At 37.3% G+C, this 23,740-nt stretch carries 19 protein-coding genes and 5 tRNA genes; 1 reads left to right on the top strand and 23 read right to left on the bottom strand.

All coding sequences use genetic code 11. From position 1 onward, the window contains the following. Positions 1–142: 142 nt before the first annotated feature. From ACKU4N_RS04995 to ACKU4N_RS04985, 3 genes are all read right to left on the bottom strand, one after another. On the bottom strand, positions 143–1,858 hold the full coding sequence (locus ACKU4N_RS04995) for an acyl-CoA dehydrogenase family protein (RefSeq protein WP_321321171.1): 1,716 nt from the start codon (positions 1,856–1,858) through the stop codon (positions 143–145). A gap of 64 nt (positions 1,859–1,922) precedes the next feature. Continuing rightward, entirely contained in the window at positions 1,923–2,942 is a 1,020-nt protein-coding gene (locus ACKU4N_RS04990) for an electron transfer flavoprotein subunit alpha/FixB family protein (RefSeq protein ID WP_321321169.1), read from the bottom strand. A 109-nt stretch (positions 2,943–3,051) separates the two neighbouring features. After that, positions 3,052–3,927 carry an electron transfer flavoprotein subunit beta/FixA family protein gene (locus tag ACKU4N_RS04985; RefSeq protein WP_321321167.1) on the bottom strand — a complete coding sequence of 292 codons (876 nt, stop codon included), beginning with the start codon at positions 3,925–3,927 and terminating at the stop codon, positions 3,052–3,054. A 527-nt stretch (positions 3,928–4,454) separates the two neighbouring features. Here ACKU4N_RS04985 and ACKU4N_RS04980 point away from each other — a divergent pair. After that, complete coding sequence (locus ACKU4N_RS04980) at positions 4,455–5,927, top strand: carbon starvation CstA family protein (RefSeq protein WP_321321164.1); 1,473 nt, start codon at positions 4,455–4,457, stop codon at positions 5,925–5,927. Between the two features lie 52 nt (positions 5,928–5,979). On the opposite strand, the gene ACKU4N_RS04975 is transcribed toward ACKU4N_RS04980, so the two are convergent. The 20 genes from ACKU4N_RS04975 to ACKU4N_RS04880 form a co-directional block, all read right to left on the bottom strand. Continuing rightward, positions 5,980–6,303, bottom strand: a complete 324-nt coding sequence (locus ACKU4N_RS04975) for a DUF3467 domain-containing protein (protein ID WP_321321162.1) — start codon at positions 6,301–6,303, stop codon at positions 5,980–5,982. Between the two features lie 129 nt (positions 6,304–6,432). After that, positions 6,433–10,698, bottom strand: coding sequence for a DNA-directed RNA polymerase subunit beta' (gene rpoC / locus ACKU4N_RS04970; RefSeq protein ID WP_321321160.1), 4,266 nt, complete (start codon positions 10,696–10,698; stop codon positions 6,433–6,435). An 81-nt stretch (positions 10,699–10,779) separates the two neighbouring features. After that, entirely contained in the window at positions 10,780–14,592 is a 3,813-nt protein-coding gene (gene rpoB, locus ACKU4N_RS04965) for a DNA-directed RNA polymerase subunit beta (protein ID WP_321321158.1), read from the bottom strand. Positions 14,593–14,698: 106 nt separating this feature from the next. Then, complete coding sequence (gene rplL, locus ACKU4N_RS04960) at positions 14,699–15,073, bottom strand: 50S ribosomal protein L7/L12 (protein ID WP_321321156.1); 375 nt, start codon at positions 15,071–15,073, stop codon at positions 14,699–14,701. Between the two features lie 37 nt (positions 15,074–15,110). Then, entirely contained in the window at positions 15,111–15,629 is a 519-nt protein-coding gene (gene rplJ, locus ACKU4N_RS04955) for a 50S ribosomal protein L10 (protein ID WP_321321153.1), read from the bottom strand. 30 nt (positions 15,630–15,659) lie between these two features. Further along, positions 15,660–16,355, bottom strand: coding sequence for a 50S ribosomal protein L1 (gene rplA / locus ACKU4N_RS04950; RefSeq protein WP_321321151.1), 696 nt, complete (start codon positions 16,353–16,355; stop codon positions 15,660–15,662). Between the two features lie 20 nt (positions 16,356–16,375). Beyond that, the gene (gene rplK, locus ACKU4N_RS04945; protein ID WP_321321148.1) at positions 16,376–16,819 is read right to left on the bottom strand and encodes a 50S ribosomal protein L11; all 444 of its coding nucleotides are present in this window, start codon (positions 16,817–16,819) and stop codon (positions 16,376–16,378) included. A gap of 23 nt (positions 16,820–16,842) precedes the next feature. Further along, on the bottom strand, positions 16,843–17,391 hold the full coding sequence (gene nusG / locus ACKU4N_RS04940; RefSeq protein WP_321321146.1) for a transcription termination/antitermination protein NusG: 549 nt from the start codon (positions 17,389–17,391) through the stop codon (positions 16,843–16,845). 15 nt (positions 17,392–17,406) lie between these two features. After that, positions 17,407–17,598 (bottom strand): preprotein translocase subunit SecE, encoded by a 192-nt coding sequence (gene secE / locus ACKU4N_RS04935; protein ID WP_289529581.1) that lies wholly within the window; start codon positions 17,596–17,598, stop codon positions 17,407–17,409. Between the two features lie 18 nt (positions 17,599–17,616). Beyond that, positions 17,617–17,689, bottom strand: a tRNA-Trp gene (locus tag ACKU4N_RS04930). Between the two features lie 49 nt (positions 17,690–17,738). After that, complete coding sequence (tuf, locus tag ACKU4N_RS04925; protein ID WP_101308775.1) at positions 17,739–18,926, bottom strand: elongation factor Tu; 1,188 nt, start codon at positions 18,924–18,926, stop codon at positions 17,739–17,741. A 57-nt stretch (positions 18,927–18,983) separates the two neighbouring features. Continuing rightward, positions 18,984–19,055, bottom strand: a tRNA-Thr gene (locus tag ACKU4N_RS04920). A gap of 15 nt (positions 19,056–19,070) precedes the next feature. Further along, positions 19,071–19,143, bottom strand: a tRNA-Gly gene (locus ACKU4N_RS04915). A 35-nt stretch (positions 19,144–19,178) separates the two neighbouring features. Next, a tRNA-Tyr gene (locus tag ACKU4N_RS04910) sits at positions 19,179–19,260 on the bottom strand. Positions 19,261–19,274: 14 nt separating this feature from the next. Then, positions 19,275–19,348: transfer RNA gene (locus ACKU4N_RS04905), tRNA-Thr, on the bottom strand. A 104-nt stretch (positions 19,349–19,452) separates the two neighbouring features. Beyond that, entirely contained in the window at positions 19,453–19,752 is a 300-nt protein-coding gene (hpf, locus tag ACKU4N_RS04900) for a ribosome hibernation-promoting factor, HPF/YfiA family (protein WP_321321143.1), read from the bottom strand. 20 nt (positions 19,753–19,772) lie between these two features. Next, a complete protein-coding gene (locus tag ACKU4N_RS04895) occupies positions 19,773–20,651 on the bottom strand; it encodes a phage lytic cycle repressor MrpR family protein (protein WP_321321141.1) in 879 nt (292 codons plus the stop codon). 71 nt (positions 20,652–20,722) lie between these two features. After that, entirely contained in the window at positions 20,723–20,914 is a 192-nt protein-coding gene (rpsU, locus tag ACKU4N_RS04890) for a 30S ribosomal protein S21 (RefSeq protein ID WP_101263213.1), read from the bottom strand. A gap of 181 nt (positions 20,915–21,095) precedes the next feature. Beyond that, complete coding sequence (locus ACKU4N_RS04885) at positions 21,096–22,199, bottom strand: helix-hairpin-helix domain-containing protein (RefSeq protein WP_321321136.1); 1,104 nt, start codon at positions 22,197–22,199, stop codon at positions 21,096–21,098. Positions 22,200–22,261: 62 nt separating this feature from the next. Next, positions 22,262–23,629, bottom strand: a complete 1,368-nt coding sequence (locus tag ACKU4N_RS04880) for a sodium-dependent transporter (protein WP_321321134.1) — start codon at positions 23,627–23,629, stop codon at positions 22,262–22,264. Positions 23,630–23,740: the final 111 nt, after the last annotated feature.

The raw sequence follows: 23,740 nt of genomic DNA, 5'->3' as shown, positions 1-23,740 counted from the left end.
ACGTTAATTCGACTTAACGAAAAATTAACATGGCTATGATACGATTGCAAATACGGGTAATTCTTCCACTTCATAAAATTAAAGACAAAAAAAACGGAAGCCCCTGTTAAAGGAACTTCCGCTATTATAATTAGTTTAGGTCTTATTTTTTGAAAATACCTAAGTCTTTCAAATCTGAATTTTGAATGTAATCCAAGTGACCAGCGCAAACTGATTTTCCCATTTTCACATAAACTTCACATGACTCTTGGTATTTATCATTACGTGTTGTATCCAATAAAGTAAGATATCCCATAACAATATATCCAGCCATTTCTACCAAACGACGTGCATGAAAATCTAAGAAATCGTTGTGATCTGCAGTTGCATTAATCGCAGTAACCTTGGCAACAGCTTTCTCATATTGCTCAGTCATGCCTTTAAGCATAGTTCTAATATATTCCAATTGTGGATTTAAATCAGAAGCTTCGTAATCTTTAATTTGAGCTAGGTACTGACCAGTTGTAACTCCGCGAACAGCTGCAACAACCTGTAACTGAGATGTTCCTTCATAAATATTCGTGATACGGGCATCACGCACCAAACGCTCAATTGGGTAATCTTTCATGTAACCCGAACCAGCATGAATCTGTAATGAATCGTAAGCAATTTGATTACAATACTCCGATGCAAATAATTTCAACATTGGAGTCAGTACATCAGCAATTTTTTGGTACTTCTTCATCTCATTTCTCTCATCCTTATCCAAAGAACGATCCTGAGAGATATGGTAGTAACACTTGTAAACATCAACCATACGACATGTTTCATACAACATGGAACGGGAAGCATTCAACTTCGCCTCCATATTGGTCAACATTTCGTAAACGGCTGGAAATTTAATAATTGCTTTGCCAAACTGACGACGTTCCTTAGCATATGCCAAACCTTCACGATATGCAGCTTCTGCAATACCTACGGATTGAGCACCAACACCTAAACGCGCGCCATTCATTAATGACATTACATATTTGATCAATCCCATTTTACGGTCTCCCACCAATTCGGCAGGGGCATGAGTAAATACCAACTCACAGGTAGGAGATCCAATAATACCCATTTTGTGCTCGATACGGCGAACCTTAACAGCCATGTGTTTTTTGTCGTAAATAAACATAGACAAACCACGACCATCGTTAGTTCCTTCTTCTGAACGGGCTAAAACTAATGCAACCTCACCATCACCATTGGTAATGAATCGTTTAACACCATCTAAATACCACTGATCTTCTTTGGCATTATATGTAGCTTTTAATTGAACTGCCTGCAAATCAGAACCTGCATCCGGCTCAGTTAAATCCATAGCCGCAGTTGCTCCTTTGGCAAAACGTGGCAAGTAATCCATTTTTTGCTCTTTCGAAGCAAATTCATGAATTGTTTCAGCACAATCCTGAAGCCCCCAAATATTTGCAAAACCAGCATCTGCACGAGATACCAACTCTGCAGCCATTACGTAAGGTACCAAAGGAAAATTCAATCCATCATATTCACGCGGCAAGCTCATTCCAATTAGACCCGCTTTTGTTAAAGCGTCATGGTTTTCTTGTGTTCCTCTTGCGTAAATTACACGATCGTTAACAACTTTTGGTCCTTCCTGATCAACACTCTCTGCATTAGGATCAATGATATCTCCACAAATCTCACCTACAATTTCCAGGGTGCGATCGTAAGAATCCATTGCATCCTCAAAATCGAGAGGAGCATAATCATATGTTTCTTTATCTTCGAAGTTGCGCTCTTTAAGGGCAACAATTTTTTTCATTAAAGGATGATCCAAGTGGAACTTCAAATCATCATTATCATTATAGAAATTAGCCATTTCTTTGGATGTTTTTTGTTAAAATTAAAGCGGTTAGCGAACACCATTACCTTAAATAGGTTTCTTACTTGGTGTTTTCTTTGTATTGCTTAATCATTTTTGGAATCACATCAGCAATATCACCAGTAATTATATAGTCGGCAAAATTGTTTATTGGTGCATTCTTATCGGTATTAATAGCAATTACCATCGAGGATTCTTCCATACCGGCAGTATGCTGAATCTGCCCCGAAATACCGCAGGCAATATATAGTTTAGGACGAACAGTAACACCAGTTTGTCCAATTTGCCGTTCATGAGATGCATAACCAGCATCAACAGCAGCACGGGAAGCACCAACTTCTGCACCAATAACATCAGCTAATTCATACAATTTATCAAAATTCTCTTTGGAACCAACACCGTAACCTCCAGCGATAATAATACCTGCGTTTTTAATGTTCACTTTTGAAGCTTCCATATGACGCTCAATCACCTTCACTACAAAATCTTCAGCGCTTACATATTTCTCTACGTCAAGCTGCTTTACTTTTCCTTTGTAAGCTTCCGATCGGATTTCCTTTTTCATCACACCTTCACGAACGGTAGCCATCTGCGGACGACAATCAGGATTGATGATTGTAGCTACAATATTTCCTCCAAAAGCCGGACGAATTTGGTACAATAAATCCTTATATACTTTGTTGTTCTTCTTGTCTTCATGATCACCAATAATCAAACTGGTACAATCAGCAGTTAAACCTGAATGAAGAGCTGAAGAGACACGAGGCCCTAAATCACGACCAATACTTGTAGCACCCATCAAAGCAATCTGCGGTTTTTCTTCCCCGAATAATTTCACAATAATTGATGTGTGAGGCAATGTAGTGTAAGGATACAAACGCTTATCACTGGCAATCCAAATGGTATCCACACCATAAGGCATAATCTGCTTCTCAACACCTTTAAGGTCAGCTCCAATTACGATAGCTTCCAACTCACACTTTAAATCGTCAGCTAGTTTTCGACCTTTGGTTAAAAGTTCAAGGCTTACATCTGCAACCTGTCCCTCTTCTATTTCACAATATACAAATACGTTGTTCACGGTTTCAATTTTTTAAATTCCACTTTTACAGAGGACAGCAATCAGTATACAGTGAACAGTGTAAAAACAACTGACAACCGGTAACTGGTAACTGCAATCTGGTTAACTGCTATCCGATGGTATGGTTAGCGATTAATTCTTTCATTAATTCACCCATATCAGCATCAGTTGGCTCAAGAACTTTAGCCTCTTTAGCTTGAAAAACTACATTTTCAATAGCCTTTACCTTTGTAGGAGATCCAGTTAAACCAAGCTCTTCTGCTTTAGTTTCGATATCATTTACACTCCATTCGCCAATATTCAAATAAGGACGGTTGTTGTGCAACAGGATGTAATCTTCATCAGCATTCTGCATTTCGGAAACAGCTCTGGCATGCTTGTATTTCATTACATATTTAGCATTTCGCGGACGACACTCAGGAGCTGAAGCGTTTACTGTTACCACCATAGGTAAAGTTCCCTCTACAGTCTCAACACCACGCTCTAAACGGCGTTTAATTACAATTTTTCCTTTTTCTACAGAAACTACTTCCTCAGCATAAGTAATTTGAGGAAATCCCAATTTCTCAGCTACCTGAGGTCCAACCTGAGCAGTATCTCCATCGATTGCCTGACGGCCTGCAATAATAATATCAATTTCACCCATTTTTTTTAGGGTACAAGAAAGAGCATAAGAAGTTGCCAATGTATCAGAACCGGCAAAAGCACGATCCGATAAAAGTATTCCATTATCAGCACCACGATAAAGACCTTCACGGATAATTTCGGCGGCTCTGCCAGGTCCCATTGTTAAAAGAGTAACTTCTGTTCCAGGGTACTTATCTTTCAAACGCAACGCTTGCTCAAGTGCATTTAAATCTTCAGGATTGAAGATCGCTGGTAATACAGCTCTATTCACGGTTCCATCAGCTTTCATCGCATCCTTCCCAACATTTCTGGTATCGGGAACCTGCTTAGCAAGAACAACAATTTTTAATCCTTTCATTGTAATATCTATTTTAACATCTGTAACTAATTCAGATTTATACAAAAACTTATTTTCAAACTACATGTATGTAATTGTCCAAGTTAGATAAATCATCAAATCACTAATTCATATTTCCTTATTCAGGTTTGCTCCAAAATGATTGAATTTCTCAAAATCAGAGATTAGCAAATATAAAGATTAGAGTACTTAAAACAAATCTAGATTGCGAGTTACACAACAGGTGCTATTCGTAAAAAACAATCAAGTCCTAGTGATGGTTAAAATGATCGCAATGAATTGATATATTAACGGTTAAACACACATCACAAACATCCCGATGACAAATAACTCAACATTTTTTTATATTTTCCCAATGATAACGTTTCATTTCATTACCAATTTGAACCAAAACTCTTCAAATCTAAATTTCTTTTGTCAATCCGCCATTCGGATATCCGGAAAAAAAAAATACAACTTATGACTCTTTACTATCGATGAAATAGTATTTCATTTTAAATTTGTTTGAATAAATAAGATTACAAAATATGATTACATTTTTAAGTGCAATTTTGGCATTAATACTTGGATACATTTTCTACGGTAAATTTATCGAACGATTTTTCGGTGCTAATGACAGGATAAAAACTCCGGCAGTCAGACTGGAAGACGGTGTTGATTTTATACCCATGCCAACCTGGAAAATGTTTACCATTCAATTTCTAAACATTGCAGGGTTAGGGCCAATTTTCGGTGCAATTTTAGGAGCCATGTATGGACCCATTTCATATATTTGGATTGTTTTGGGATGCATATTTATGGGAGCGAGCCATGATTATTTTTCAGGTATGCTTTCCATCAGAAGCGAAGGAGCCAGTCTTCCTGAGATCGTTGGCAAATATTTAGGCTCTGGCATTCAAAATTTCATAAGGATTTTCACAATCTTACTACTCTTATTTGTTGGTGTGGCTTTCGTAACCGGTCCTGCAGGATTACTCACTGATTTTACCGGAGGTGGTCTAAACTGGTGGCTTTATGGAATATTCGCATATTATCTTCTTGCTACTCTACTGCCAATTAATAAAATTATCGGTAAAATTTATCCTCTTTTTGGATTCGCATTGTTGCTGATGGCAGTAAGTATAGCTGGTATAATGATTTTCAAAAGTGCAACAGGAGCTTTAATATTGAATGAAATATCATTTAGAGAACTAAAAAATCTTCATGTAAATCCCACACAAAACATACTATATCCAATGATGTTTATCGTAATTTCCTGTGGTGCCATTTCAGGATTTCATTCCACCCAATCGCCAATGATGGCCCGTTGTATGAAAAAGGAAAGTTTTGGGCGGCCTGTATTTTATGGAGCCATGATTGCAGAGGGAATTGTTGCAATCATTTGGGCTACTGCCGCGATGAACTTCTTTGGCAACGCCAACGAATTAAATGCTGCCATTTCTTCCGGACACAATCCTGCTTGGATTGTTAATGAAATTTGCAATACCTGGCTGGGAAAAACAGGAGCAATTTTCGCAATTATTGGAGTAATTGCATGTCCGATTACAACGGGTGACACGGCATTTAGAAGTGCCCGACTTACAATCGCTGATATCTTTAGCTACAACCAAAAATCAATAAAAAACAGATTACTAGTATCAATCCCACTGTTTGCTCTTGGATTTATATTATCTCAACTTGAGTTTTCTACCATTTGGAAATATCTGGGCTTATCCAACCAAATTCTCTCTATGGTGATGTTATGGACTGCCGCTATGTATTTAGCTAAAGAAGGTAAAAATCATTTACCTTTAAGTATTCCGGCTCTATTTATGACTGCAATATGCTTTACTTATTTGTTGGTTGCTCCCAACAAAAATGGAGGTCTTGCAATAAACACTCAATTGGGTATTCTATTGGGAATATTCATAGCAAGTTCAATATTTATTTGGTTTCTGATAAGTAACAAACAAAAGACCATTAAAAAGCCAACAAATAATTTAACCACATATCTTAAATAATAACGAAACCGGAAAATTACACCAATTTTCCGGTTTTTATTTATAGGCTTTATTACGCTTGTCCGGTGGGACCAAAACCCATAGGCATCACAGTACCCTGTGGTCCATGGTTGTCTTCAATTTTTATCGCTCCATGAAGCGATTCAAATTTTCGAATGTTATCTTGTAAAGCCAGCATCAATCTCTTTGCATGCTCTGGTGTAAGTATGATTCGTGATTTAACATCAGCTTTTGGAATTCCAGGCATAATTCTCACAAAATCGACAACAAATTCTGAGCTGGAATGAGTTATAACGGCAAGGTTTGAATAAGTTCCCTGCGCAACATCTTCCTTCAATTGAATATCTATTTGGTTCGATTGTTTTTTATCGTTCATGATTGTATTTTATAATTAAATAATTTGTCTTCCTGCTAAATTATGAAAATATTCCCTATTCCGATTAAATAGATAAATAAAAAGGGTGTTTTCAATTGAAAACACCCTTTATATAACTTAGAGGAACTCTTAATATTCTCTTGACTTAGAATCTAACAGTTTTTCGTATTCAGCTTTTGCACCAACAACTATATCCTTGTACTCGCGTAAACCAGTACCTGCAGGAATAAGGTGACCACAAATTACATTCTCTTTCAAACCTTCAAGATTATCAACTTTACCGCTAATTGCAGCTTCGTTAAGAACCTTAGTTGTTTCCTGGAAGGAAGCCGCTGAGATAAAACTCTTAGTTTGAAGTGCCGCACGGGTAATCCCTTGAAGAATCTGAGTAGATGTTGCAGGAATTGCATCACGAGCGTCAACTAGTTTCAAGTCTCTTCTTCTCAACACTGAGTTAACATCTCTCAGTTTTCTAGAAGTAACAATCATTCCAGCTTTCAACTCTTCTGAATCACCACCATCAACAACCACTTTCTTACCGAAAATTTCATCATTTTCTGCCATGATAGCCATTTTATCGATAATTTGTTTTTCCAGGAATCTTGTATCTCCTTGATCATCAATAATAACCTTACGCATCATCTGACGAACGATAATCTCAAAATGCTTGTCGTTAATCTTCACACCCTGCATACGATATACATCCTGAACTTCATTAACGATATATTCCTGTACTTTGGTTGGTCCTTTAATCGCAAGAATATCAGCAGGAGTTGTAGCACCATCAGATAATGGAGTTCCAGCTCTTACATAATCGTTCTCCTGAACAAGAATTTGTCTTGAAAGAGGTACTAAATACTTTCTAACATCTTCTCCTTTGGTTGTAACGATAACTTCACGATTACCACGCTTAATTTTTCCGAAACTAATCTCTCCGTCTACCTCCGAAACTACAGCAGGATTAGAAGGATTACGAGCCTCGAACAACTCAGTCACCCTTGGAAGTCCACCGGTAATATCACCAGCTTTACCAACAGCTCTTGGAATTTTAACCAATGACTGACCTGCCAACACCATTTCACCTTCAGATACAGAAACGTGAGCACCTACCGGTAAATTGTACGATTTTAAAACATCCCCTTTGGAATTTAAAATCTTAACCCCAGCATTTTTCGTTTTGTCTTTGGATTCAATTACTACTTTTTCAGCAAAACCTGTTGCCTCATCAGATTCTTGACTAAAAGTAATCCCTTCAATCAAATTGTCAAATGAAACCTTTCCTGTAAATTCAGTAATAATCATTGCATTGTATGGATCCCATTCACAAAGAAGATCATCTATTTTAACATCCTGACCATCCTTAATGTATAATTTAGATCCATATGGTATTGTATGTGTTGTTAATGTAATATTGGTATTTCTATCAACAATACGTAATTCAGCCAAACGACCAATAACAACATCGTACTTTTTATTGTCATCACTTTTGTATTCAACAGTACGCAACTCATCAAACACAGCATAACCATTGTATTTGGATACAACAGAATTCTCTGCAGAAGTGTTACCCGCAGTACCCCCTACGTGGAAAGTACGAAGCGTAAGCTGTGTTCCCGGCTCTCCAATAGATTGAGCGGCAATTACACCAACAGCTTCCCCTTTTTGAACAGCTATACCTGTTGCCAGATTACGTCCATAACATTTTGCACATACACCCCGCTTAGACTCACAAGTTAATACAGAACGAATTTCCACTTTTTCAATCGGCGAATTCTCAATTTGCTGGGCAATTTCTTCTGTTATTTCCTCACCTGCCTCAACAATCAATTGACCTGATATAGGATGGAAAATATCATGTACTGTAGTTCTACCAAGCAATCTCTCGAACAAGGAAGCAACAACCTCTTCCTGATTTTTAATAGCCGCAGTCGTAAGCCCACGCAAAGTACCACAATCTTGTTCGTTGATAATAACATCTTGTGCCACATCAACCAAACGACGGGTTAAGTATCCTGCATCAGCCGTCTTAAGAGCCGTATCCGCCAAACCTTTACGAGCACCGTGAGTTGAAATAAAGTACTCAAGAACTGACAAACCTTCCTTAAAGTTGGAAAGAATTGGATTTTCAATAATCTGCCCTCCTGTAGCACCGGACTTCTGAGGCTTAGCCATCAATCCCCTCATACCACCAAGCTGACGAATCTGTTCTCTGGATCCACGAGCTCCTGAGTCAAGCATCATATAAACAGAGTTGAATCCCTGATTATCATCAGCCAATTGTGTCATCAAGGTTTGAGTAAGGTTCGCATTAACATGCGTCCAAATATCAATAATCTGATTGTAACGCTCATTATTCGTGATGAAACCCATGTTGTAGTTACTCAACACCTCTTCAACTTGAGCATAACCATCAGCTACTAAAGCTTCTTTTTCTTCAGGTACTGTAACATCAGAAAGGTTAAATGATAATCCACCTTCAAAAGCTTTTAGATATCCCAGATCTTTGATATCATCAAGGAAATTGGCACATGCATGTACTCCACATTTCTTGAAAATAAATCCAATAATATCCCGTAATGCCTTTTTAGTAATCAATTGATTAATAAAACCTGCCCCCTCAGGAGTTGCTTCATTTAAAATGATTCGACCGATAGTAGTTTCTACTGTTGTATCAACTAATTCATCATTCTCATTTAAATCTTTAACTTTTACTTTAATCTGACTGTGAAGATCAACAGCTTTCTCATTAAAAGCGATCATCGCTTCTTCTGCTGAGTAAAAACTTAAACCTTCTCCTTTACCACCTTTTCGTGCCTTGGTAATGTAATACAATCCAAGTACCATATCCTGAGAAGGAACTGTTACCGGTGCACCATTAGCAGGATTCAAAATATTGTGAGAACACAACATTAGCATTTGGGCTTCCAAAATCGCTTCATTACCTAAAGGCAAATGTACCGCCATCTGGTCACCATCAAAATCCGCATTAAAACCAGTACATGCTAATGGATGCAAACGAATTGCTTTTCCTTCAATCAGCTTAGGCTGAAATGACTGAATACCTAAACGGTGAAGAGTAGGAGCACGGTTAAGAAGAACCGGATGTCCTTTAAGTACATTCTCAAGAATGTCCCAAACAACAGGATCTTTACGATCAACAATCTTCTTAGCTGACTTTACTGTTTTAACGATACCTCGTTCGATCAATTTTCGAATAACGAATGGCTTATAAAGCTCGGCGGCCATATCTTTAGGCAAACCACATTCGTGCATTTTCAAATCAGGTCCAACAACAATTACCGAACGTGCAGAGTAATCAACACGCTTACCCAATAAGTTTTGACGGAAACGACCTTGCTTACCTTTCAACGAATCTGAAAGTGATTTAAGCGGACGATTATTTTCAGTCTTAACAGCATTAGATTTACGCGAATTATCAAATAATGAATCAACAGCTTCCTGAAGCATACGCTTCTCATTTCGAAGGATTACTTCGGGTGCTTTGATTTCAATAAGTCTTTTTAAACGATTGTTACGGATGATAACTCTTCTGTACAAATCATTCAAATCGGAAGTTGCAAAACGACCACCATCCAATGGAACCAAAGGACGCAATTCCGGTGGAATTACAGGAACAACTTTAACAATCATCCATTCAGGACGATTTACTCCTTGTGATTCGCGGAAAGATTCAGTAACCTGAAGTCTTTTTAAAGCTTCATTTTTACGTTGCTGAGAAGTTTCAGTATTTGCTTTATGACGCAAATCATAAGAAAGAGCGTCAAGATCCAAACGGGCTAAAAGGCTAAATAAAGCATTCGCCCCCATTTGAGCGATGAATTTATTTGGATCATCATCATCAAGATGCTGCTGATCTGCAGGTAATTCATCAATAATATCAAGATATTCCTCTTCTGTAAGGAAATCAAGGTATTTAATTCCGTCAGCCGCTTTAATTCCTGCATTAATTACTACGTATCTTTCGTAGTAAATAATAGAATCAAGCTTTTTAGTAGGTAAACCTAAAAGGTAACCTATTTTATTTGGCAACGACTTAAAATACCAAATGTGGGCAACAGGTACGACCAATTGAATGTGTCCCATTCGTTCACGTCTAACCTTTTTCTCGGTTACCTCAACACCACACCGGTCACAAACAATTCCTCTGTATCGGATTCGTTTGTATTTACCACAATGGCACTCATAATCTTTTACAGGACCGAAAATTCTTTCACAGAATAATCCGTCGCGTTCTGGCTTATAAGTACGATAGTTGATGGTTTCAGGCTTTAAAACTTCACCACTGGATCTTTCTAAGATCTCTTCCGGAGAAGCGAGACTGATAGAGATTTTTGTAAAACTACTCTTTACTTTGTTATCTCTTCTGAATGCCATATGTTGAAAATTAGGAAATTAACAATTTTGTTTCAAGCAAGGCGAATGCCGGGAAACCCAACATTCGCTTTATAATAAGGCTTATACTAATTTAACGCTCAACCCTAAACCTCTTAGTTCATGCAATAATACATTAAGAGATTCTGGTATTCCAGGACTAGGCATTGGGTCACCCTTAACAATAGCTTCGTAAGCTTTCGCTCTACCCACTACATCATCCGACTTAACGGTAAGGATTTCCTGTAAGATATGAGCCGCACCAAAGGCCTCAAGAGCCCAAACCTCCATCTCTCCAAAACGCTGACCACCAAACTGAGCCTTACCTCCTAGAGGTTGCTGCGTAATCAATGAATAAGGTCCGATAGAACGTGCGTGCATTTTATCATCAACCATGTGACCCAGTTTCAGCATGTAAATAATACCTACTGTTGCTGGCTGATCGAATCTAAGTCCGGTACCACCATCGTGTAAATAAGCTTTACCAAAAGCTGGAACTCCAGCTCTATCAGTATATTCAGTGATTTGATCCAAAGATGCACCATCAAAGATAGGTGTAGCAAATTTCAATCCTAGTTCTTTTCCTGCCCAACCTAGTACAGTTTCAAATACCTGACCAAGGTTCATACGGGAAGGCACACCAAGCGGATTCAAACAAATATCCACCGTGGTTCCGTCTTCAAGGAAAGGCATATCTTCTTCACGAACTACACGTGATACAATACCTTTGTTACCATGTCGACCTGCCATTTTATCACCAATTTGGAGCTTACGCTTCTTGGCCACATAAACTTTAGCCATCTGAATAATACCTGCAGGCATTTCATCTCCAATAGTAACATTATATTTCTTACGCTTGTTAGCACCGTCAAGTTCTTTGTACTTGATGATGTAATTGTGCAGTAATTTCTTAATTGTATCGTTCTTGTCTTTATCAGTAGTCCACTTACTAGGATTTATTTCCATGTAGTTGATATCCGTCAAAAGCTTCTGAGTAAACTTAACCCCTTTGGTGATTACATCAACATTTAAGTAATCTTTAACCCCTTGAGATGTTTTACCATTTACCAAAACAAACAATTTATCAACCAATCGAATCTTTAATTCATGCTTCTGATTAGCCAATTCTTCATCCAGTTTAGCAATTAACGGCTTATCAGATTGCTTCGACTTACGATCACGCATTGAACGGGAAAACAACTTTTTGTTGATAATTACACCTCTCAATGAAGGGGAAGCTTTCAAAGAAGCATCCTTTACATCACCAGCCTTATCTCCAAAAATAGCACGAAGCAATTTTTCTTCCGGAGAAGGATCAGACTCCCCTTTTGGAGTAATCTTACCAATTAATATATCTCCAGGCTCAACTGTTGCCCCGATACGAATTAATCCATTCTCATCAAGATTTCGTGTTGCTTCCTCACTAACATTAGGAATATCAGAGGTTAACTCCTCCATACCCCGTTTAGTATCACGAACCTCCAATGTATACTCATCAACGTGAACAGAAGTAAATACATCATCCTTAACAATCCGTTCAGAAATTACGATCGCATCCTCGTAGTTGTAACCTTTCCAAGGCATGAATGCCACTTTAAGATTACGCCCCAAAGCAAGCTCACCTAATTGAGTTGCATATCCCTGAGTAAGAATCTGACCTGCAACAACACGATCACCCTTAGCCACAATCGGCTTAAGATCCATTGTTGTTCCCTGATTAGTTTTGCCATATTTTGGAAGTAAATAGGTTTTACTATTTCCATCAAAACTCACAAAAACTTCTTCCTCTGAACGCTCGTAATCAATTACAATCTTTGTTGCATCAACAAATTCGATAACTCCATCTCCTTCGGCACAAATCTGAGTTCTGGAATCTCTTACAAGATTCGCCTCTAAACCCGTTCCCACGATAGGCGATTCAGGACTAATAACCGGTACTGCCTGACGCATCATATTAGATCCCATCAAAGCACGGTTAGCATCATCATGCTCAAGGAATGGAATCAAAGAAGCTGCGATAGATGCAATTTGATTCGGAGCAACGTCCATCAAATTCAACTTATGAACTTCTTCAAAAGGGAAATCACCATCCATACGAGATTTTGCTTTTGCATTAACAAAAGATCCATCATCATTTATAGGTGCATTTGCCTGAGCAATTATTAACCCTTCTTCCTCTTCAGCCGATAAATAATTTATTCCCTCAAGAGATAAATCAACCTTTCCATCTACAACCGTACGGTATGGAGTTTCAATAAATCCCAGATTATTAATCTTTGCGTAAACACACAAAGATGAAATCAGACCAATATTCGGTCCCTCAGGTGTTTCAATCGGACATAAACGTCCATAATGAGTATAGTGAACATCTCGAACCTCAAAACCTGCTCTTTCACGAGAAAGACCTCCTGGTCCAAGTGCTGACATTCTTCTTTTGTGTGTTATCTCAGCCAATGGATTCGTTTGATCCATGAATTGAGATAAAGCATTAGTTCCAAAAAAGGAATTAATAACAGAAGATAATGTTTTTGAATTAATCAAGTCAATTGGAGTAAACACCTCATTGTCACGAACATTCATTCTCTCTCGAATAGTACGGGCCATACGAGCCAAACCAACACCAAATTGTGTATGAAGCTGTTCTCCAACAGTACGAACGCGACGATTACTAAGGTGATCAATATCATCAACATCAGTACGTGCATTCAATAATTTTATCAAATACTTGATAATTTCAATAATATCCTCTTTGGTCAATACCTTAGTGTCATTAGCCGTATTTAAGCCTAACTTTTTATTGATACGGTATCTACCAACGTCACCTAAATCGTAACGCTTATCAGAGAAAAATAATTTATCGATTACGTCTCGAGCTGTAGCCTCATCTGGTGGCTCAGAATTTCTTAACTGACGATAAATGTGAAGAACTGCTTCTTTTTCAGAGTTACAAGGATCTTTCTGTAAAGTATTATAGATGATTGCATAATCAGCAAGATTTTGCTCTTCTTTATGCAATAAAATAGTCTTTGCTCCTGATTCAAGAATTTCTTCTATATGTTCTGGTTCAAGTATTGTTTCACGATCGATAATTACCTCGTTACGTTCAATAGACACAACCTCTCCAGTATCTTCATCCACAAAGTCTTCAATCCACGACTTAAGAACACGTGCAGCAAGTTTACGACCTACAATTTTTTTGAGTCCGGTTTTAGAAACCTTAATTTCATCGGCCAGATCAAAAATTTCTAAAATTTCTTTATCACTTTCATAACCAATTGCACGCAGCAATGTAGTTACTGGAAGTTTTTTCTTACGATCAATGTAAGCAAACATCACATTATTAATGTCTGTTGCAAACTCAATCCAAGAACCTTTAAATGGAATAATTCTGGCAGAATATAACTTGGTTCCGTTAGCGTGTACACTTTGTCCAAAGAACACACCTGGTGAACGATGTAGTTGAGAAACAACAACACGTTCTGCTCCGTTTACTACGAAAGTACCCTTTTCTGTCATATAAGGAACTGTTCCAAGATATACATCCTGAATCACAGTATCAAAATCCTCATGTTCTGGATCGGTACAGTAAAGTTTTAGCTTTGCTTTAAGTGGAACACTATAAGTTAAGCCTCTTTCGATACATTCTTCGATTGCGTAGCGGGGTGGATCAACAAAATAGTCGAGAAACTCCAATACGAAATTATTTCTAGTATCAGTAATTGGGAAATTCTCACTAAATACCTTAAATAATCCTTCGTTCTTTCTTTTCTCCGGGGTAGTTTCCAGCTGAAAAAAGTCTTGAAAAGATTTTAATTGAACCTCTAAAAAATCAGGATATGCAAGCTGATTTTTATTTGAAGTAAAACTAATTCTTTGACTAATTGTATTTGAAGACATTTACTTAAAATTAATTGAACCTAAACGATAATAAACAACAAAAAGGCTTAGAGTCCCGGTTAGGAACTCTAAACCAAAATAACCCTATATATAGGTTTTAGCGCTTCTATTTAAGTTCAACTTCAGCTCCAGCTTCTTCTAATTGTGCTTTTAGTGCTTCAGCTTCTTCCTTAGAAACTTTTTCTTTCAATGGAGCTGGTGCAGCATCAACTGCAGCCTTAGCTTCTTTCAATCCAAGACCAGTTAATTCCTTAACCAATTTCACAACAGCTAGTTTAGAACCACCTGCTGATTTAAGAATTACATCGAATTCAGTTTGTTCAGCAGCAACTTCAGCACCACCTGCAGCAGGACCTGCAACAACAGCAGCAGCAGCAGCTGGCTCAATTCCGTACTCATCTTTCAAAATAGTAGCTAACTCACTTACTTCCTTAACAGTCAAATTAACTAATTCTTCTGCAAACTTTTTTAAATCTGCCATTTTCCTTCAGTTTTTAAAATTTAATTTACTAAATATATTACTCTTTTTCTGAAAGTGTTTTCACAACACCAGCTAGGATATTCTTTCCTGATTCCAAGGAAGAAATAACGTTCTTGATTGGAGATTGAAGCAATGCAACGATATCACCAACAAGTTCTTCTTTAGATTTAATTGTACAAAGAGCATCCAACTCATTGTCTCCAATATAAAGCGATTCTTCAACGTAGGCCGCTTTCAGGCTAGGTTTATCATGTCCCTTACGGAACTCTTTGATCAGCTTTGCAGGTAAATTTCCGGTTTCTGATAACATAAGAGAAGTAGATCCCTTAAGTGCTACATTTAAACCTTCAAAATCACCTTCTGCTTTTTCCAAAGCAATTCGAAGAAGTGTATTCTTCACTACAATCAATTTTACCTCTTTTTCAAAACATACTCTACGCAGTGCAGATGTACGTTCTGCATTCATTGCTGAGATGTCAGTAAGATAAAAATGGTTTGAAGCGTTGATTTCCTCCGTCAAGCTATCAATAATCTGAATTTTTTGTTCCCTTTTCATGATTACTAAGGTCTTGATTAAAAATTAAAATTAGTCAAGAATTGACTTGACATCCACCTGAATACCAAGGCTCATTGTACTTGACAGGTATACACTCTTGATATAAGTTCCTTTTGCTGCAGAAGGTTTCAATTTATTGATTGTGCTAACAAACTCCTTAGCATTTTCATGAATTTTATCTACATCGAAAGATACTTTACCAATGGATGAGTGAATAATACCATATTTATCGACCTTAAAATCAATCTTTCCAGCTTTCACTTCGGCAACTGCCTTAGCAATATCCATTGTTACAGTACCAGATTTAGGATTTGGCATTAAACCGCGTGGTCCTAAAACTCGTCCTAAAGCACCAACTTTTGCCATAACAGTAGGCATGGTGATGATAACATCTATGTCAGTCCATCCCGCTTTGATCTTGGCAACATAATCGTCAAGGCCAACATGGTCAGCACCTGCAGCTCTAGCTTCTTCTTCCTTATCAGGAGTACAAAGAACTAAAACACGAACATCTTTACCAGTACCATGAGGAAGGGTAACAATACCACGAACCATTTGGTTAGCTTTTCTTGGGTCAACTCCTAAGCGAACATCCATATCCATTGAGGCGTCAAATTTGGTGAAAGTAATCTCCTTAACCAACTTTGCTGCTTCGTCGATAGAATATAGCTTACCAGTCTCCACTTTCGCTGAAGCTAACTTACTATTTTTTGTTAGTTTACCCATTTTACTTGCAGTATTTATAATTATTGATTAAGAGGATTATCACCACTAATAGTGACACCCATACTTCTTGCTGTTCCAGCAACCATACTCATGGCGCTTTCTATCTTAAAAGCATTCAAATCTTTCATCTTTCCTTCTGCTATCTCGCGAACTTTATCCCAAGAAATAGAACCAACCTTAACACGGTTTGATTCAGCAGAACCAGATTTTAATTTAGCAGCTTCTAGAATTTGAACAGCAACGGGAGGAGTTTTTGTAATAAATTCAAAAGAACTATCAGAATAAACTGTAATCACAACTGGAATTACTTTTCCAGCCTGATCCTGAGTTCTTGCATTGAATTGTTTACAAAAATCCATAATATTAACCCCTTTAGACCCTAATGCCGGTCCTACTGGGGGTGAAGGATTTGCAGCACCACCTTTGATCTGCAATTTTATTAATCCTGCAACTTCTTTAGCCATAGCTTTCTTTTCTAAGGATTTAATTATTCTTTTTCTACTTGCATGAAACTTAATTCAAGAGGAGTCTTTCTTCCGAAGATTTTAACCATAACTTTTAGTTTCTTCTTCTCAGCATTCACCTCTTCAATCACACCAGTAAAACCATTAAACGGTCCATCCGTTACCTTAATCATTTCTCCAACAAAATAAGGAATATTAATCTCCTCATCTTTACCGGATAATTCATCAACCTTTCCAAGAATACGATTCACTTCTGACATTCGCATTGGTGTTGGGTCGCCGCCTTTAGTATCCCCCAGGAAGCCAATCACATTCGTGATACCACGAAGGATGTGGGGAATTTCGCCAACGAGTGCTGCTTCAATAAGAATATAGCCAGGTAAGAATATTCTTTCCTTGCTAATTTTTTTACCGTTGCGCACTTGAAATACTCTTTCGGTAGGAATTAGAACCTGTGATACATACTCCTGCAGACCTAGATTAGAAATTTCACTATCAATATATTCTTTGACTTTCTTTTCTTTTCCTCCGACAGTCCTAAGAACATACCATTTTCTATCAATTTCAACCATGTTTTCTTTCAGGAATTAGTAAAACATACTGTATATAATATCCATCAAATTTTTGAACCCAAAGTCCATAGCGAAAATCGCTGTTGCAATAATAGCGGAAGCAACCATTACAACGATCGCACTACTTTGAAGTTCAGACCATGATGGCCAGGATACTTTCTGAACTAGTTCTTTATAAACTTCTTCAAAATAAATTTTTAGTCTCATAAGGCTTGTTTGTCTTTGCACGGGTGGAGAGACTCGAACTCCCGACACCTGGTTTTGGAGACCAGTGCTCTACCAACTGAGCTACACCCGTCTATATTAAGATTGATCCGGAAAAACCAGATCAATCTCTATATATTTAATTACTCAATAATTTCAGTAATCTGACCTGCACCTACTGTTCTACCACCTTCACGCATAGCAAAACGTAAACCTATAGAACAAGCAACTGGAGTGATTAATTCAACATTAATAGTAACGTTATCACCTGGCATTACCATCTCTACTCCTTCTGGAAGAGTGATTTCACCTGTTACATCAAGAGTTCTGATATAGAACTGAGGACGGTATTTGTTATGGAAAGGAGTGTGACGACCACCTTCTTCTTTCTTCAATACATAAATCTCAGCTTTGATCTTTGTATGAGGAGTAATAGTTTTAGGATGACAAATAACCATTCCACGTTTGATAGAAGACTTCTCAATACCTCTCAACAACAATCCAACATTATCACCAGCCTGACCTTCATCCAAAATCTTACGGAACATCTCAACACCAGTACAAACTGTTTTCATACCTTCAGCACCTAAACCGATAATCTGAAGTTCTTCACCAGTCTTAACAATACCAGTTTCGATACGACCTGTTGCAACAGTACCACGACCTGTGATAGAGAACACATCCTCGATTGGCATCAAGAAAGGCTTATCTACATCACGAGGAGGAAGTGGAATCCATGAATCAACAGCAGCCATAAGTTCAAGAATTTTTTCTTCCCATTCCGGCTCACCATTCAATCCACCAAGAGCAGATCCAGCGATGATCGGAGTATTATCTCCATCAAATTCGTAAAAATCCAAAAGCTCACGAACTTCCATCTCTACCAACTCAAGCATCTCTTCATCGTCAACCATGTCAACTTTGTTCAAGAAAACTACCATTTTAGGAACGTTTACCTGACGAGCCAACAAGATGTGCTCACGAGTTTGAGGCATAGGACCATCAGTTGCAGCACAAACCAAAATAGCACCATCCATCTGAGCAGCACCAGTTACCATATTCTTTACGTAATCCGCGTGACCAGGACAGTCAACGTGAGCGTAATGACGATTCTCAGTTGAATATTCAACGTGAGCAGTATTAATAGTAATACCTCTTTCTTTTTCTTCAGGTGCGTTATCGATAGAATCGAAAGACTTTATTTCGCAATATCCTTTTTTTGCTAACACAGTTGTGATCGCAGCAGTCAAGGTAGTTTTACCGTGATCTACGTGACCAATGGTACCGATATTTACGTGTGGTTTTGACCTGTCAAAATGTTCTTTAGCCATAACTCAAAAAGTTAATTAAAATTAGACAACAATTAAAAACAATACAATATATTTCTGAGCCATTGATGAGAATTGAACTCATGACCTCTTCCTTACCAAGGAAGCGCTCTACCCCTGAGCTACAACGGCAATCACAAAAATGTGAGCGGGAAACGAGACTCAAACTCGCGACCCTCAGCTTGGAAGGCTGATGCTCTATCAACTGAGCTATTCCCGCAAAAAAGAAACAGTAATGTTTCTTCTGAAATTTTGTGGGGAGAGCAGGATTCGAACCTACGAAGACGATGTCAGCGGAGTTACAGTCCGCCCCAGTTGGCCACTTTGGTATCTCCCCAAAAAAAATTACCGAGCCGATAGAGGGATTCGAACCCACGACCTGCTGATTACAAATCAGCTGCTCTGACCAACTGAGCTATATCGGCAACTTACAAACCATCTATTTAACAGGCATACTTTTCCCTGAAAATGGTTTGCAAATGTAAAAATATTTTAAATTTATCACAAGCTAATCGAACATTTTTTACGATTATTTTGCGCGAAGTTTTTCTTTGTGTTTCACGAGTTGACGACGAAGAGCTTCAATCACCATATCTGTAGACTCTTCAAAGCTTTGACTTTGCTTTTTTGCAAACAAATCAGCACCTTTCAAATCTAAAATAATTTCCACTACTTTATTTTCTGAAGTAACAGACTTCTCCAAACGAAGAAAAACCTCAACCCCAACAACATCATTGTCATCAAGCTTCAACAATTTATTCACTTTACTCTGAATAAAAGTTTCAAGCTTACTGTCAGCAACAAAACCAATTGATTGAATATTTACCATACCAATACCTCCCACATTTATTATGCTCTTGGATGAGCTTGTTTATATACTTTATTTAAACGCTCGAATGTAGTATGAGTATAAATTTGAGTTGCAGAAAGATTGGAATGACCAAGCAATTCTTTAACCGCATTCAATTCAGCTCCGTTGTTTAACAAATGTGTAGCGAACGTATGTCGCAGCACATGTGGACTTCGCTTGGCAAGCGTTGTAATCTTTGACAAATATTTTGTCACAATCCGATACAACAACTTTTCGTATACAGGCACCCCCTTTTTAGTTACAAAAAGAAAATCACTCCTCTCTTCAAAAGTTCTGTTTCTTTCCTCAAGATATTCATCAAGAAGTTTTTCCAGACTCTTGCTTACCGGAATGATCCTTTCCTTATTTCGTTTACCTAAGACCTTCACCAAAGAGGTTTTACGATCAAAATCAGTGATTTTAAGATTCATCAACTCTGACAATCGCATGCCTGTCTGATAAAACATTTCAACAACTAATCTATCCCTAACCCCTTCAAATCCTTCACCAAATTCAACTTCCCGCAGTAACTGCATTGCATGCTCTGCAACAAACCCAGGCAATTTCTTCCCTTGCCGTGGCCCTACAACCCGATCCATAGGATTGGTCTCAACAACAGATTCCCGCAACAAGAATTTAAAAAAGGATTTCAAAGAAGACAATTTCCTATTTACTGTTCGTGAAGAGTTACCTTCATTCATCAAAAAAACGATCCATTTCCGTACATTTTTAAAATCTACATCTTTGACTTCCTCAACTTCATTTTTCGACATGAAATCAAAAAACTGAGTCAAATCACAATCGTAAGATAGAATAGTATGTACCGAATATCGTTTTTCGAATTGTAAATAAGACAGAAAAGATTCCTTATAACTCATACATCCAGGATATTTCCCCAAAAGGATAATCCAAGATACAAAAAATTAAGATATCAAGGAATAAAAAGAAATTAATCTTCGTTCTGCTGCATATTCTGAACGTAGATAGCATGCAACTTTTCTACTCTTTTCTTCACAGAAGGTTTTGTATAAACCTGTCTTCCTCTTAGTTCTTTGATTACTCCAGTCTTTTCGAATTTTCTTTTGAATTTTTTCAAGGCTCTTTCAATGTTTTCGCCTTCTTTCATCGGAATAATAATCATAATTTTCTTCTTTAAATTTTAATTTTTCTTACTGAGCCGCAAATTTATCAATTCATTCACTATAATTCAAATATATTCGAAGAAAAGTACACAAATTTACTTCAAATAAAGAAATTACAGTCCTAAGCGGGAGCACAAAGATAGTAAATAACTAATGCTTTCTCTACTTACAAACAACTTTCTATTTTAATTCCAAATAAGGAGCCAATTTGATAAATATTGAATCAGGGATTAATTTATGAGTTTGTAATTGATCAACAGAAGTGAAATTGCCATTTCGCTCCCGATAACGGATAATATCTTTTGCAATTCGTAAATTGATATAAGGATGTTTTCTTAAAAGTAGTTCATCGAAAGAATTTATCAACAGCCTTCTGATAGAAATGGAATCGACTTCAATACATGATTCGATTCGAAGAAATTTTTCCTTTGAAATACCATAAACCTCCAGCACTTGATCCTTCGAAACAAATCCACCCAATAAATCCCGATAATTAACAATTCTCGCCGAAAGCACAGAACCAATCCCCGGCAGTTGCTTTAATTGAGTTGTATCAGAGCTATTTAGCCGGACATGTATTTTTTGCGAAGACCTTTCGCTATTAACTTTAACAATTATATTCACATAAGGTAAAAGTTCCGCAAGCTTAGCAGAATCAAAACCATAAATCTTTTTTAAATCAGTCGCCTGCCTAAAACTCCCTCCGGAAGCAAGATATTTTTTAATGCGAACACTTATCTTTTTTTTAACGCCCAAGCTATCCCATTTATTCAAGGATATTACATTTGGATCAAAAGAGAATAGATTGTATTCTTTCTTCGAACTTATCCGGCTCTCTTTCTTACGATTTTCATCAACAGAAATACGAATGTAATCGTTCAGTATTTCAAAGTCGTATTGAGAGATTCCATAAATTTTAAGAAGATCGGTTTTCGCCGTAAACCTTCCTCCTTTGTTTCTAAACTTAATTAAATTGTTGGTTTGAAAAGAAGTAAAACCCAGATTCATCAATTCTTCTTTACTCGCTTTATTGGGATCAAAAAAATCTAAATTCACAAAAAGAGTTTGTTTCCTCTTATGCTTCTCTTTATTTTCAATCGAAGAAATGAGACTATCAATTTGAATTTGTTTTTCTTGATCGATTACAAATTCCGATACTTCACCGAGCTGAAAAACCAAAGGCAAAAAATACATTGCCATCAACAATACAACAAGTACCAATAATCCATTTTTCTCAGAAGCTGAATAGGAAAAATACTCTCTAACAATGTGCTTAAAATTCATTTTTATTGAAATGTCAATGATTAATCCAACTAACACTTAACAATATCAATAAATTATGACAATTATCCAAAATTAAATACTCCCAGCCCGTGTAGAAAAACAATTGCAATGGCACCAGGAGCAATAAACTTCACAAGGAATATAAATACCGTAAGCAGCCAATTCACAATATAAGCTCCTTTCGCGAACTCCTTTTCCATTTTCTTTCGTCCTAAATACCATCCCACAAACAAGGAAATAAATAAACCTCCAAGCGGAAGGAGTATATTAGCTGAAATCCAATCCAACAAATCAAAAAAGTTCAAACCGAACATTGTGTATTCTTTCAACATTCCCATTGACAAGGAGCAGAATATTCCAATAATAGAGATCATTACGGTTGCCAAAATGGTTGAGAAATTCCGTTTCAAATTAAGCTCTTCCCGAAAATAGGCCACTACAACTTCCAGTATAGAAATTGAGGATGTTAAGGCTGCAACTGTCAAGAGTAAAAAGAATAAAATTGAAAAGAAAAAACCACCTGGCATTTGTTGAAAAACATTGGGCAATGTAATAAACACAAGACCTGGACCACTACTGGGCTCAATTCCAAATGCAAAAACTGCAGGAAAAATAGCTATTCCCGCCAATATTGCAATCACAGTATCAGCAATAGTGACCTGAAGAGCTGTTACAGCAATATTATTCTTATTATCAATGTAAGAACCATAAGTTACCAGCGTTCCCATCCCCAAACTCAGAGAGAAAAATGCATGCCCCAAAGCGCTCAATATTCCGTCGGCTGTTAATTTTGAAAAATCAGGATTAAAAAGAAACTTCAATCCCTCCGAAGCTCCCTCAAGAGTTACTGACCTGATACAGAGCACAATGATTATTATAACTAATAATGGCATTAAAAACTTCGCATATTTTTCGATTCCATCTTTTACTCCAACAATAACAATTGCCATTGTCATTATCATAAATAAAAGCTGGTACAGAATTGGCGATACAGGACTCTCAATAAAATTCACAAACATCGACTCCATCTCATCAGGGCTCTTGGCCGAAAAACTCTCTGTGGCTGCTTTAGCTATATAATCAATACTCCAACCTGCAACAACCCCATAAAATGCCAAGATCATTACAGCAGCCGCAACACCAAGCATTCCTACAAATTTCCATGGAGAATTTGGAGCTAAATACTTAAAGGCTCCGAATACATTCCTTTTGGATTTACGTCCGATTGCCAATTCTGAAAGCATTACAGGCAATCCGATAAGAGCAATAAATCCTAAATACACAAATAAAAATGCAGCACCGCCATACACTCCGGTAATGTATGGAAACTTCCAGATATTCCCCAAACCTACAGCAGAACCTGCTGCGGCCGCAATTACACCAAACTTACTTGAAAACACATCGCGGGAAGAGAGCTTATTTTTATTCATTTGTTATATTTAATTGCCTGTATTTGAATTCGAGGAATTTCAAATTTGCTAAAATTAACTTCAAATTCAAAAACACGATTGATGTTTAGAATCATTGAAAACAAAAAACCC

Origin of the sequence: Labilibaculum sp., from assembly GCF_963664555.1 — a bacterium.
In the GTDB taxonomy this organism is placed as follows: Bacteria; Bacteroidota; Bacteroidia; order Bacteroidales; family Marinifilaceae; genus Labilibaculum.
The sequence above is the reverse complement of the archived record's forward strand: the minus strand, read 5'-3'. Positions and strand labels throughout refer to the sequence as shown.